Annotated in this window: 13 protein-coding genes; 8 read left to right on the top strand and 5 right to left on the bottom strand. The window is 41.4% G+C overall.

Annotated features, from left to right (window positions below; genetic code table 11):
- Positions 1–226: 226 nt before the first annotated feature.
- The gene (locus B7C60_RS15100; protein WP_099612362.1) at positions 227–1,087 is read right to left on the bottom strand and encodes a DMT family transporter; all 861 of its coding nucleotides are present in this window, start codon (positions 1,085–1,087) and stop codon (positions 227–229) included.
- Positions 1,088–1,400: 313 nt separating this feature from the next.
- On the opposite strand from B7C60_RS15100, the gene B7C60_RS15095 reads away from it, so the two are divergent.
- Entirely contained in the window at positions 1,401–2,657 is a 1,257-nt protein-coding gene (locus tag B7C60_RS15095) for an aromatic amino acid transport family protein (protein ID WP_099612656.1), read from the top strand.
- A gap of 156 nt (positions 2,658–2,813) precedes the next feature.
- Entirely contained in the window at positions 2,814–3,035 is a 222-nt protein-coding gene (locus B7C60_RS15090) for a hypothetical protein (protein ID WP_099612361.1), read from the top strand.
- A gap of 51 nt (positions 3,036–3,086) precedes the next feature.
- Here the strand turns inward: B7C60_RS15090 and B7C60_RS15085 are convergent, their stop codons facing one another.
- Entirely contained in the window at positions 3,087–3,335 is a 249-nt protein-coding gene (locus B7C60_RS15085) for a DUF1289 domain-containing protein (RefSeq protein WP_099612360.1), read from the bottom strand.
- A gap of 108 nt (positions 3,336–3,443) precedes the next feature.
- On the opposite strand from B7C60_RS15085, the gene B7C60_RS15080 reads away from it, so the two are divergent.
- The 5 genes from B7C60_RS15080 (at position 3,444) to B7C60_RS15060 (ending at position 8,139) form a co-directional block, all read left to right on the top strand.
- Positions 3,444–3,887, top strand: a complete 444-nt coding sequence (locus B7C60_RS15080; RefSeq protein WP_099612359.1) for an META domain-containing protein — start codon at positions 3,444–3,446, stop codon at positions 3,885–3,887.
- Between the two features lie 157 nt (positions 3,888–4,044).
- Positions 4,045–5,190 (top strand): ABC transporter substrate-binding protein, encoded by a 1,146-nt coding sequence (locus tag B7C60_RS15075; RefSeq protein WP_099612358.1) that lies wholly within the window; start codon positions 4,045–4,047, stop codon positions 5,188–5,190.
- Positions 5,191–5,202: 12 nt separating this feature from the next.
- Entirely contained in the window at positions 5,203–6,873 is a 1,671-nt protein-coding gene (locus tag B7C60_RS15070) for an ABC transporter permease (RefSeq protein WP_425445524.1), read from the top strand.
- Positions 6,870–7,517, top strand: coding sequence for an ATP-binding cassette domain-containing protein (locus B7C60_RS15065; protein WP_099612356.1), 648 nt, complete (start codon positions 6,870–6,872; stop codon positions 7,515–7,517). The genes B7C60_RS15070 and B7C60_RS15065 overlap by 4 nt, the downstream gene beginning before the upstream one ends.
- Positions 7,510–8,139 carry a CDP-alcohol phosphatidyltransferase family protein gene (locus B7C60_RS15060; RefSeq protein ID WP_099612355.1) on the top strand — a complete coding sequence of 210 codons (630 nt, stop codon included), beginning with the start codon at positions 7,510–7,512 and terminating at the stop codon, positions 8,137–8,139. The genes B7C60_RS15065 and B7C60_RS15060 overlap by 8 nt, the downstream gene beginning before the upstream one ends.
- A gap of 4 nt (positions 8,140–8,143) precedes the next feature.
- On the opposite strand, the gene B7C60_RS15055 is transcribed toward B7C60_RS15060, so the two are convergent.
- The 3 genes from B7C60_RS15055 to B7C60_RS15045 all read right to left on the bottom strand — a co-directional run bounded on the left by B7C60_RS15055 (position 8,144) and on the right by B7C60_RS15045 (position 11,238).
- Positions 8,144–9,076 carry a class I SAM-dependent methyltransferase gene (locus B7C60_RS15055; protein WP_099612354.1) on the bottom strand — a complete coding sequence of 311 codons (933 nt, stop codon included), beginning with the start codon at positions 9,074–9,076 and terminating at the stop codon, positions 8,144–8,146.
- A 3-nt stretch (positions 9,077–9,079) separates the two neighbouring features.
- Positions 9,080–9,778 (bottom strand): TIGR01621 family pseudouridine synthase, encoded by a 699-nt coding sequence (locus B7C60_RS15050; protein WP_099612353.1) that lies wholly within the window; start codon positions 9,776–9,778, stop codon positions 9,080–9,082.
- A gap of 125 nt (positions 9,779–9,903) precedes the next feature.
- Entirely contained in the window at positions 9,904–11,238 is a 1,335-nt protein-coding gene (locus B7C60_RS15045; RefSeq protein ID WP_099612352.1) for a sodium-dependent transporter, read from the bottom strand.
- A 335-nt stretch (positions 11,239–11,573) separates the two neighbouring features.
- Between B7C60_RS15045 and cls the strand changes: the two genes are divergently transcribed.
- A complete protein-coding gene (cls, locus tag B7C60_RS15040) occupies positions 11,574–13,028 on the top strand; it encodes a cardiolipin synthase (protein WP_099612351.1) in 1,455 nt (484 codons plus the stop codon).
- Positions 13,029–13,204: the final 176 nt, after the last annotated feature.

The following is a 13,204-nucleotide window of genomic DNA, read 5'->3' as shown; positions in this document are numbered from 1 at the left end:
AAACAAAGCCATAATTCGACCTCTGTTATCAATAGGGCCGTCCCTTGAATGACAATAGAGCGGTAAGGTCGTCCTTACTTCTAAATAAATCGATAAAACATCAAAAAGTCTGTATCCGCGCCAAATAGCATAATTAAACGTTTTTATCGATAAGTCGTATCTTGCACACTAAAAAATCCCCTATCTAGCCCGTCCTCTACTCACTCCGTGCAAAGTAGTAAGCTAATTAGCGTTGTATCCAAGGTATCCGGTAAAGCAGTAGCGCTGCAAGTAATAAACTGCATCCAACAATTTTATTAAACGGCAGGCTTTCATGATAAAACCAAACGCTGAGTAATAAGGTCCACACGGGCTCTAACAGCATCAACAACGCTGCATTCGCGGGATGTGCTTTTTTTTGTCCGATTGTCTGCATTAAATAACGTAAACTGGTCGCTAACAACACGCTTAGTGTAAACCATTTCCAAGTTCCTAAGCTTATCGTCTGCGGCCAAGCTTCCAAGAAAAACGATAATAATAAACCCACCATACCGGCAGTAAACAACTGTAATGTGGTCAATAGCATGGGAGGTAACTTCGCTGAGCATTGGCTATTAAAATTAAAATGCAAAGCCAAGCCAAATGCAGCGATAAGAAACCATAGTTGGTTAGGTGCTATGTGCCATGCGCCGTTCCAAGAAAGCAAAAAAAGTCCAAGTACAGCAACCGGTAATGAAAGCCAAAACGCTCGGTTTGGTTTAAGGCCAAACAAAGGCCATGCTAGGAGTGGTACAAATAACATGGATAAGCTCATAATAAATGCGCCTTCACCCAGTGTGGGACTGATTGAAATCGCATATATCCAGCAAAAAATTGAGCCGCCCAAAAACAGCCCCACCCCCATTGCTTTAAAACAATCCTGACGGGTTGCCTGTTTAAATGCAGAAAAGCAAAAAGGGGCTAAAATACACGCCGCGGTCACAAAGCGTAATCCAATAAAGCCAAATGGCGGTAAACCTTCGATTGCCTGCTTGGAAAACACCCACCCAGCAGCAGCAAGCATGGTTGTGATGATCAAAATCAGTTCAGAGCGGAAGTTAGCAAACATAATTTAGGGTCTGAGCCTTTCGGAGTGAAAGAAATCGATTGTGCGATATTTTAACGTTCCTCTCAAGCCAATTAAATAACTCACAACCGCATAACACATTACGTCCATCTAAAAAAACAACCAAAATAAGAATATAAAACCAACAATAAACCATAAAAACAAGACAAAAAACTATGAAAAAGACATTAACCCGGTTTCATTGAATTTAAAATCAGCAATAAAACAGTGTATTTAACTACCAAGCCAAAATGACCATATTATCTATTTATGGTAACGTAATTAGAATTAAGATTTGAATATGGTTTTACATTCAGTGAAAGAATCTGCCAAAACTCTAAATTTCAGCACTACAAATAATAATCCCGAATGGAATACACACGATACGTATTGGTTACTGAGCCTATTTGGTACCGCTGTCGGCGCTGGAATTTTATTCTTACCGATCAATTTAGGATTGGGAGGATTTTGGCCTTTAGTGATCTTAGCCTTGCTCGCTTACCCTATGACTTATTTGTCTCATCGTGGCTTAGCTCGCTTTGTACTTTCTTCCCAACAAAATCAGGGAGATTTTACTGATGTAATTCAAGAACATTTTGGCGTGAAAGTTGGTCGTACTATTTCTTGGCTCTATTTTTTATCTATTTTTCCTATTTTACTAATTTATGGGGTTGGCTTAACGAATACCGTTGAGAGCTTTCTTGTTCACCAAGCAGCCGTCACTCCGCCACCTCGAGCATTACTTTCCGGCTTTCTAGTGTTGATCCTCTTTTCAATTATGTTAGGTGGAGAAAAAGTGATGCTACGTGCGTTTGCTGTGATGGTTTACCCCTTAGCCGCAATATTACTCACGTTATCACTGTATCTCATACCACGTTGGAATATGCCTTCACTCACGCTTCCTAATCTCACTGAATTTACCCAAACTTTATGGTTAGCAATTCCTGTGGTGATTTTTTCCTTTAGCCATGCAGCAGCCATATCAAGTTTTGCTCATATCCAGCGTCGCCATTATCAACAAAACGCATTACTCAAATCAGAGCAAATCCTCAAACGTACCAGTTTATTACTGATTGCTTTTGTCTTAGTGTTTGTATTCTCTTGTATTTTAACCCTTTCACCCGATCAATTGTTAGAAGCTAAAAAACAAAACCTCTCTATACTTTCCTACCTTGCTAACGTAACGCATAACCCACTGATTGGAGCATTTGGGCCATTTATTGCTTTTATTGCCATTACGTCTTCCTTCTTAGGACATTTTCTTGGTGCAAGAGAAAGCCTCAATGGACTCATAACCAAACATACCCGTCTTTCTTATTCGATTGCCGATAAGGTCGGTATTATTTTTCTCTTTCTCACCATTTGGATAACCGCCATTCTGAATCCGAGCATTTTGGGCATGATGGAAGCATTATCTGGCCCAGTCATTGCTATTATTCTCTTTATTATGCCAATGGTTGCCGTGTACAAAGTGCCATTTTTACAGGCTTATAAAAAAAGCTTCAGTACCTATTTTATTTTTGTCAGTGGCGTATTGGCCGTTTCCGCCCTGCTCTTTCGATGGCTCAATTAATTTCCCCACACTAAAGAACAGATTTATCAATGAAAATAGAAGGAAAGATAAGTTATTTGAATTGGATTAGAAAATATATGGCATAGACTGTGTTGACTAAGAATTAACCAAGTTCTACCTTATTATGTAGTCTTGATCACATTCGGAGGTCCACCAATGAAACGCACCAGCCCAAGTTATCGTCTTCAAATGATAAAAGAAGTCGCTAATCGTCATCAATCAACTACCACTGATCCAATGGCCGACTATATTCAAACCCTTCTTAATAAAAAAAATGCCCATCCAACCCAAAAGCCAGAAAAAAAACGGATTTTTTCTGGTCTTCATTTTGACGAACATGCAGGCGGTTGGGTCAGTGACCGTTGGGTAACGAAATAGTTGCTATCTAGCGGTTTATGAGCATGAATGTCATAGCGTTTAATGACTCATTCAAAACAATTCATGCTGTGGGTTATCCATTTCAACCTGAAGTGAATGTTTAACATCACTGGCACGTTTTTTCCGCTGATAACGCTGACGACAAAGATGGATAATGTGTAGTTGTTGAGCTGGGGTCATCTCTAACCAAGTAAAGCGTTCTTCTCTCTTACGCATACACCCTTGACAATATCCCTTATCATCAACAACACATACGCCAATACACGGACTAGGAATTTGGAAAAACTCTAATTGCTCCATAGAGGCTCCTTTATCATTTCCTATTGACCAACCAATGACTTTATTTTGACAGAAACCACGTTTGATTAACTATACTAACCAAGTTTTTCATATTGGGAGTGTTGATAAATGAAGCTTAGCGCAAAAACTTTATTGGTTGCAATGGCTCTGCCTGTTTTGGTTACTGCGTGCGTAAGTAATGTTGACCAAGCACAAATAACCGTAGATGATCTACAGCATCATAATTGGCAACTAACCCATATTGATGGCCAACAGTGGGTTAAGAATGAGCATAATGAGATACCACGTCTTGAAATTGGCGAAAACATGATGGCAAGTGGAAATGCAGGTTGCAATAATTTCTTTGGCCAAGCTGAGTTAAAAAACAATCAGTTCCGTATTGAAAAAATGGGCATGACCATGAAAATGTGTATTGGTGACGCGATGGATACGGAACAAACCGTTTCTCAATCACTCTCAGATTGGAGCCATGTTACCCTTTCTGATAATACATTAATTCTAAAAAATGATGCTCATACCTTAACGTTTACTCTACGCGATTGGGTTCAATAGCATAAAGGATGGCAGCTCCATGCTGCCATCTTCATAAGCTCTACCTTATCGATCGCTGCATGATTCAGTTTTTAAGTATCAGATGCATCATCGATAAGATTTTTTCTCATTTTTCATCCATAATAAGTGATAAATCATTACGTTAATTAGGATAACTATGAGAAAGCTGCTTTCATTTTGCCTCGCTTGCCTGCTCTCTTTTTTTGCTCAAGCACAATCTTGGTCTGAGGTGGTTGAAGACGCAAAAGGACAAACCGTCTATTTTCATGCTTGGGGTGGAAGCCAAGAAGTCAATCAATACCTTCGCTGGGCGGCTCAACAACTCAAAACTCAATATGGGGTAAAGCTTGTCCACGTTAAAGTCACCGATATTGCAGAAACGACTAGTCGATTAATCGCAGAAAAAACCGCAGGACAAAATAAGTTAGGAAGTGTCGATTTAGTCTGGATTAATGGGGCTAATTTTAAGTCGATGAAATCTAACCACCTATTATACGGCCCTTTTGTTCAACAGCTTCCAAACTGGCAGTTGGTTGATCAGTCACTACCCGTTAATGAAGATTTTTCAGAACCGACCGAAGGTTTAGAAGCGCCATGGGGCGTTGGGCAGCTAGTTTTTATTTACGATCGTCACAGATTGAATAATCCACCACAAAGTTTTGCAGAGTTGTTAAGTTATGCACAAGCCTTCCCTTATCGCATCACTTACCCTCGCCCTCCTGAATTCCACGGTGTCAGCTTTCTAAAAGCATTACTGATTGAATTAACCCATCATGATCCATCGCTGGCTCTGCCGGTCGATGATGCTTCATTTCCTCTTATTACCGCTCCATTATGGAATTACCTAGATAAGCTTCACGCTGTCGCATGGCGAAGTGGTAAACAATTTCCCTCAGGTTCTGCAGAAATGATTCAACTCTTAGATGATAAACAGATTGATCTCGCTGTCACATTTAATCCGAATGCAGTTTATGCCGCACAGGCATCTGGAAAATTATCAAAAAACACGGCCAGTTATGCGATGGATATGGGAGCACTGACCAATATCCATTTTTTAGCGATACCTTGGAATGCCACGGCTAAACCTGGCGCACTGGTCACGATCAATTTTTTACTCAGTGCCGAAGCTCAATCTCATAAAGGCGACTTAACGATCTGGGGCGATCCCAGTGTTATTCAAGCTCAGTACTTAAAGACAACACCATACAATTCAATTCGTTATCCATCTATCGCTGAGCCTCATCCCAGTTGGCAAACCGCACTCGCTCAAGCGTGGCAAAAACGCTATGGCCAAGCCAAGTAGCCATTATTCATGATGTTACGATTTGGTTATTGTTCGGCGATTTTTATTTGCATTGCGCCTATTGTTCCGGGAGTTCTGGGGCTGGTGAGTTCGGCGTTTTCTTTCATTCCTGCATTAGGACTTAATCAAATCAATCTTACCGGGTTTATTGAACTAACACAGTGGGCTGGTCTTTCCCACTCATTAGGATTATCGATCAGCTCTGCATTAATAAGCACCTACCTCGCATTAGCCGTTAGCTTTGCTATTTTATCAACCTTCTGGAATCAAAAACGTTGGTACCGAATTGAAAACTTACTCTCGATTTTACTCGCGTTTCCTCATGTCGCATTCGCGATTGGTTTTGCTTTTCTGTTTTCACCCACCGGGATGGTTGCACGACTTCTGCACTTAATAACAAATGATTTAATGAGTACACAAAATAGCACATGGTTAGTGCATGATCCTCATGCATTAGGGCTAACGCTTGCGTTAACTTTTAAAGAAGTGCCGTTCTTGCTTTTCATGAGCCTACCCATTTTACAGCAACTCAACGTATCATCTTTACTTTCGACGGGAGCCTCTTTAGGCTATTCACCACCTCAAACTTGGCAAAAGCTCATCTTCCCTCTATGGCTAAGCAAAATGCGTTTTCCTCTTTTTGCGGTGATTTGCTATGGCATATCTGTTGTCGATATGAGCTTAATTTTGGGGCCTAATACGCCACCAACATTCGCCGTATTAGTATGGCAGTGGTTTTCTGATCCTGATTTACAAAGACTACCACGCGCCGCTGCCGGTGCCATGCTGTTGATGTTTACTGCGATAGCAATGCTAGGTGTCGTTACGCTAATCGAGTACTTTCTTTTAAAGCGTTACCGACGATGGATGTGGTCAGGACGGCATAAACACTGGATTGCTGGTCAACCACTACTGATTATATTAGCGAATACCTTCTTGCTAATGATTCCCATCATGCTGATCTGGAGCTTGACCCAACGCTGGCCATTCCCAGCACTCTGGCCACAGCAACTGAGTTTACAATTTTGGCAATTAGAGTGGTCTACTCTAGTGCCTATCCTTTATAACAGTATTGAAATAGCTTTTATCAGTGGTAGTTTAGCGCTTGTTTTTGCGCTTATTACTCATGAATATCACTTAAAGGCCAAGTCTTCAATACCGACCTATATCTTGGTATTATCATTATTAATCCCCCCCATTTCATTATTATTTGGTTTACAAATCATCACCTTGCTCTTTTCCGCACACAGTTATCGGCTGTGGGTCATCTGGGGGCATCTATTTTTTGCTTTTCCCTTTGTCTATCTTGCGTTAGCTGGGCCTTGGAAAAGCTATCCACTCAACTACAACAAAATAGCCGCAAGCTTGGGTAAAACACCTTGGCATATCTTTTGGCGCATCAAAATTCCACTTCTCATTCCTGCCATCGGTTATGCTTGGGCTGTTGGTGTGAGTGTCAGTTTGGCTCAATATTTACCAACATTAATGTTAGGTGCTGGGCGAATTACAACCATTACAACTGAAGCCGTTACGCTCTCCAGTGGTTTTGATCGCCGCGTGATCGCCATTTACGCATTATGGCAAACGCTACTACCCTTCTTCTTTTTCTTACTTGCCATTATAGTCAGCCGGGGTTATTCATACCAACGACATATAAAGCATCACAGAAGTAAAATGTTATGAGTTTTTATTTGCATGATTTATCCCTCCAACATCGTGCTGGCAGAATCCTGTTAGAATCATTTAATCTCAGCATAATCACTGGTGAAATAGTCAGCTTAATGGGGCCAAGTGGTTGTGGAAAATCGACCTTACTCAGCCTCATTGCAGGTCACATTGATCCGGCCTTCACTTTTTCAGGGGAGATCATACTTGATGGATGCCGATTAAATTCACAACCGCCTTATCAACGCAACGTTGGTCTATTATTTCAAGACGACTTACTGTTTCCTCATCTACGTGTATGGGAAAATTTGGCTTTTGCACTCCCTAACACGATAAAAGGCCAACAAAGAAAAGAAATAGCATTGTATACATTAGCAGACGTTTCGTTAACCTCTTTAGCCGACGCTTTCCCTCAACAGATCTCGGGCGGCCAAAAAGCTAGGATCAGTTTACTGCGTATGCTACTAGCAAAACCTAAACTCGCTTTACTTGATGAACCATTTAGCAAGCTAGATAAAGCCCTCCGCGATCAATTTCGTGACTGGGTATTCGAGCAACTGCGTCACTGGCAAATTCCAACCTTAATGGTGACACATGATGCTGAGGATGTGCTTCATTGTGATCGCATCATTCACTGGCCAAAGGAGATAACTCATGCTTGATCGCTATACCGTTCCTGCTGTTCGGTGGCCTCTCTCTAAACTCGCACACATTCTTGACTCGGTGAATATTACTGCGAATCAAATCACCGTATTTGGTTTTCTCTTGGGGAGTTTAAGCTTACCTGCATTATTATTTGAACAGTATTTGTTGGCATTATTATTAATTTTAATCAATCGTATTTGTGATGGACTAGATGGTGCCGTTGCTCGTATACAAGGCTTAACGGATGCGGGAGGATTTCTCGATATTAGCCTCGACTTCCTCTTTTATGCATTAATTCCTTTTGGATTCGTCCTCGCAAACCCAGAAGCGAATGCGGTTGCTGGAGCATTTTTGATTTTTTCATTTATTGGTACAGGCAGTAGCTTCCTTTCTTTTGCTATCATGGCTAGCAAACGAGATATTATCAACCCAAGCTACCCCCATAAATCGCTCTATTATATGGGGGGACTAACCGAAGGAACGGAAACCATCGCCTGCTTTGTACTGTTTTGCTTGTTTCCTAACAGTTTTTCTTTAATTGCCTATTTATTTGGCGCTGCTTGTTGGCTAACCACCTTGACTCGACTGTATTCGGGCTACCATACTCTGCGTCACCCCTCCAGCCATCAACAGGAGTAAAAGATCAACGAAAGACAAGGGCTTTTAATGAGGCCTCATGATCAATATCTGCAAACTCTGGCGGGTTCTCTAATCGATATTGAAAATTCAGTTGTGGCGCTTCTTGTTTCATGCCATCAATTAAAAAATTACTACTGACCATTGGTGAATTAACACATGCAAGAACTTGCCCTTGCTCCGCCAACAGCTCAGGCAAACGGCGTAATATACGCTGATAATCTTTTGTTAGCGCAAAACTGCCCTTTTGAAACGAAGGTGGATCGATAATGATCAAATCATAAGGGCCTGAATGGGTAATTTTCCGCCATGATTTAAAAATATCGTACCCCAAGAAATTGACTTGATTGAGAGAGTGCCCATTTAAGTTATGATTTTCCCGACCTTTGGCTAACGAACCTCTTGCCATATCAACATTGACAACTTTATCCGCCCCGCCAGCAATTGCCGCGACTGAAAAACCACACGTATAAGCAAAAAGATTGAGTACCGTTTTATGCTCAGATTGGGAACGCACCCACTCTCGGCCCAAACGCATATCTAAAAACAACCCCATATTTTGATTCGTGCCAACGGTTAACTGATAGGATAAACCGTTTTCTTGCACGATAGGATGGGTATTTAACTCCCCGACGATCACCTGTGAAGGGGCACCATTAGCATACCGATACTGTAATAAAATGCACTGTCCCGCTTTCGTTTGCCACAAGGTTGAATTGGCTAATGCCATTAAACCTTGTGTTAAAACTTGCAGATATTTGGCATCGACCTCTTTGTATAACGTCACGACCAATTGGCCTTGTAACCAGTCTGCGGTCAGCTGTTCCAATCCTGGCCATTTTCGACCACGACCATGAAATAAGCGACGAACTTCATTAGGCGCGTTTTCAAGCTGTTGATGTAATTCTGTAAAAAATTGGTTTAATGCTGTGATATTCATAAATTATTCATTAGAGAGTGAGGGCCAACTTAATAACCAAGGAGTCAGCCAAGTATCAATTCCTTGACAGACGGTAGGGTGATTCCATTTATCACCAAGATGAGCATTTTTTCTGGGATCACTGATAAATTCAAAACGCTGATTTTGATAAACAAAACACAAGCCGAATGCATGCAGATAACCTCTATCTGACACACTGCTTGAGTTATAAATCGGATCACCAATAATCGCTGATCCAATCGACTTTAGAGCCACTCGTATTTGGTGAGTTTTTCCCGTATGCGGCTTACATAAAAATAGTCGCTCACCGGGTTCAGCTGGCAAAGAAAAAAACTGTGTACGAGCTGGATTTTCCTGTGAAGTTAATAACTTCCAACTCGCCCGGCGTGAGCGTTGCATATCACCGCTGATCAATCCCTGTTTTTTTTTCGGTTTACGGTTACCAATTGCTAAATAAAACTTTTCAACGGCTCGCTGTGCAAAAGCAAGCGAGAGTAATCGAGCCGCCCCAGAGCTGCGAGCCAATAACAAAAGCCCTGATGTCATTTTATCAAGCCGATGAACTAAATAGAGTTGGTGATCACCGGTTTTTTTTGCAATTTCTTGCAACAACATGACTTCACCATCATCTTTATGAACTGAGACATTAGGATGCTTAATAATTACTAAAAAATCCTGATGAGTATAGAGAATGTCAAACATAGCACCGCTCTCAAATACGCCGCATTATACAGAAACCTGACGCTCCGTCGTTACTAAAGAGTGGCAAAAAACAGTAAAACCGCCCTCAAAGGCGGTTTTACTGTTTTTTACGGCAATAGTTCAAGTTACGCGAAAAAGACCATCAACATTAAAATCGGGCACACAATACGAACATACAACGGCCAGATTTTCCAAAACCAGCTATGTTCAATTTCTGGATAACCTTGTTTTAACTCCGTTAGAATCTGATTACGATTCCAGATCCACCCTACAATCAGCGTGATTAATAAAGCGATAATCGGTTGAGAATAAACCGTGGTAATTTCAATCACTAATCCAAATAGACGGGAGAAATTAAACACAACAATACTAGAAATTAATGTTACTAGCCCGCCTATCCACAACACTGCCGTTGTCCGTTTTTGTTGTAATTCTTCGATAGCACAAGCCACAGGAACCTCCAGCATCGAGATAGAAGAGGTCAATGCTGCAATAATCATTAATAAAAAGAAGACCAAACCAATTAATGCACCAACGGTTCCCATGGTTTCAAACATGGCGGGCAATACCGTAAAAACTAAGGTATCAGAATTCAGTAGTTCACCCGATGACGAGAAAATTTCAACGCCGTTATGTTTAGCAACAAACATCGCAGGTAAAACCATCAGTCCAGCAATAAATGCCACCCCAGTATCCAACAGCGCCACTTGTGCCGCTGTTTTTGGTAAGTTCGCTTCTTTTTTAAGATAAGAGCCATAGGTGGTCATGACACACACACCTAACGAAAGTGAAAAGAAAGCTTGCCCCATGGCGCTAACCACTAACTTAGGAGTGAGGTGAGAAATATCAGGAACCAAGTACATTTTCAAACCTTCCCATGCTCCATCCTGAGTAAAGATATAGACCGTTAATAAAGCAAATAAGGCAAATAACAGTGGCATTAAACGCGTTGACCACTTTTCAATACCATTAGCCACCCCATTCCGGACGACGACCATGGTCAAGATCATAAAGGCCACCATCAGAACTAAATTACGCTCGGTGGTAAAACTAATTAACCAGTGGCTCATGGTTGGCATCCCAATTAAATCAAAACCACTTCCAAACAATGAACCCACTAACCAACCCGCAACAATAGCGTAAAAACTCAAAATTAATGACACTACAATCATACCGACGATACCCAAAAGTATCGCCCCTGCTTTACCTTGTGGCCAAGCCGCTCGGAACGAACGAATAGGATTAGATTGACCATAGCGACCAATCGTCAGCTCAGCAACGAGCATAGGAAAAGCCAGTAAGAAGACCATCAGCAAGTAGACAATCAAAAATACCGCGCCACCATTACTGGCCGCTTGAGTGGGGAACCCCCATACATTGCCAAGTCCAACTGCGGAGCCCGCAGCCGCCATGATAAAACCAAATCGTGAAGAGAATTGGCCTCGAGAACTACTCGCCATTATCTTTATACCACTAGATTGTATTGATACTTACGATGCCAACTTAAGTGTACACATATGTGTACAGCAATAAAAAATTAAGTCACACCCAGAAGGGTAGTAAGTAGAACAGTTTAAGCATAAAATTGGAAGTCCGAACTTTATAAATTCTAGTTAAACCGCATTTTTTATTTAATATTTGATGATTTTTTCGACGCATTTAATTTATACTCTGTGCCTATTGTAAAAATCATACTCCTTTTATGCGGTTTCTATTTCATATCCCATTCTCCCTCTTCCTTATCTGATACTTTCCCTTTACTATCCAGATTGGTAATTATAGGTATCAAATCAGTATGGATAAGATTTATCACTTTTTAATGCTTGCTGGCATCGCAATCTATTGGCTATTAATTGCCGGTATTACTCTGCGTGTCGTACTAAAACGTAGAGCTGTCAGTGTCTCTCTTGCTTGGTTAATGGTGATTTATATACTCCCTATTGTTGGAATTATATGCTATTTCCTGTTTGGTGAGCTAAATCTAGGGCGTAAACGTGCCGAACGGGCCAAAGAAATGTTTAAACCTTTTGGCGAATGGTTTTTAAACCTAAATGACTGTCAAGCTCATTTACCAGAAACCATGGGAGCCCCTATCTATAAAATCGATAAACTCTGTAACCATCGAATGGGCATTCCCGCCTTAAGTGGTAATAGCTTATCGTTGCAAAACTCACCAAACGAGATCTTGCATTCAATTATTGAAGACATCGAACAAGCTCAGCACAATATCCGTATGGAGTTTTACATTTGGCATCCGGGAGGTTTAGCCGATGCTGTTGGATCCGCATTAATTCAAGCCGCTAAACGAGGCGTGGATGTAAAACTGTTACTTGACTCTGCTGGTAGCCCACGGTTTTTCCGTAGTCACTGGTATAAAATGATGCGTACAGCGGGTATCCATGTGGTACAAGCTTTAGAAGTCAGCCCTTGGCGGATATTTTTACGTCGACTCGACTTACGCCAGCATAGAAAAATCATCGTGATAGACGACAGCATTGCTTATACTGGCTCAATGAATATGGTGGATCCTGCTTTTTTTAAACAAGATTCTGGAGTGGGTCAGTGGGTTGATATTATGGTTCGAATTACCGGCCCGACCGTAAATGTCTTATCAGCCATTCATTGTTGGGATTGGGAGGTAGAAACTGGCTCTCGTATGCTACCTAAGATTCCAGAATGCCAACTTGATGTAAATATTCCACAGCATCCGATACAGGTTGTTCCCTCGGGACCTGGAATGCCTGAAAATTTGATTTCTCAAGTATTGACATTGGCGATCAATCAGGCGAATGAGTCGGTTCGGATTACCACTCCCTACTTTGTCCCTAGTGCCGATCTACTAGCAACCTTAAAAATGACCGCACAACGTGGTGTAAAGGTTGAATTAATCATTCCTCAAAAAAATGATTCATTTATGGTGCAGTGGGCTTCACGGGCTTTTTATGGCGAATTGCTCCAAGCTGGAGTTATTATCCACGAGTTTTATGGCGGTTTATTACACACTAAATCGGTGGTCATCGATCGGCAGTTCTGCTTAGTCGGCACCGTAAATTTAGATATGCGTAGCTTATGGCTTAACTTTGAGGTGACGTTAGCGGTTGATGATGAAGAATTTACCCAGCAACTCTATTGGCAACAAGAAAACTATATTAACCAGTCCCAAGCCGTTAGCGATTCACTATGGGAAGAGCGCTCACTAGGCCATCGTTTTTTAGAACGGTTATTTTATCTCTTCAATCCCTTGCTTTAAACTTCTAGCACCCGAAGGCCTGCTTACATAAAACAGGCCTTCGGGCTTGCATTCAACCGCGCCTTCATGTTTTAAATACCCTATTCACCATTGAGAAAAGGACAATTCATGTCAGAAGGCAAAAAGACTCAGCTTGTGACCGCTGGACGCAATAAAAAATGGACGCAAGGTGCCGT

Origin of the sequence: Vibrio fujianensis (assembly GCF_002749895.1) — a bacterium.
In the GTDB taxonomy this organism is placed as follows: Bacteria; Pseudomonadota; Gammaproteobacteria; order Enterobacterales; family Vibrionaceae; genus Vibrio; species Vibrio fujianensis.
The sequence above is the reverse complement of the archived record's forward strand: the minus strand, read 5'-3'. Positions and strand labels throughout refer to the sequence as shown.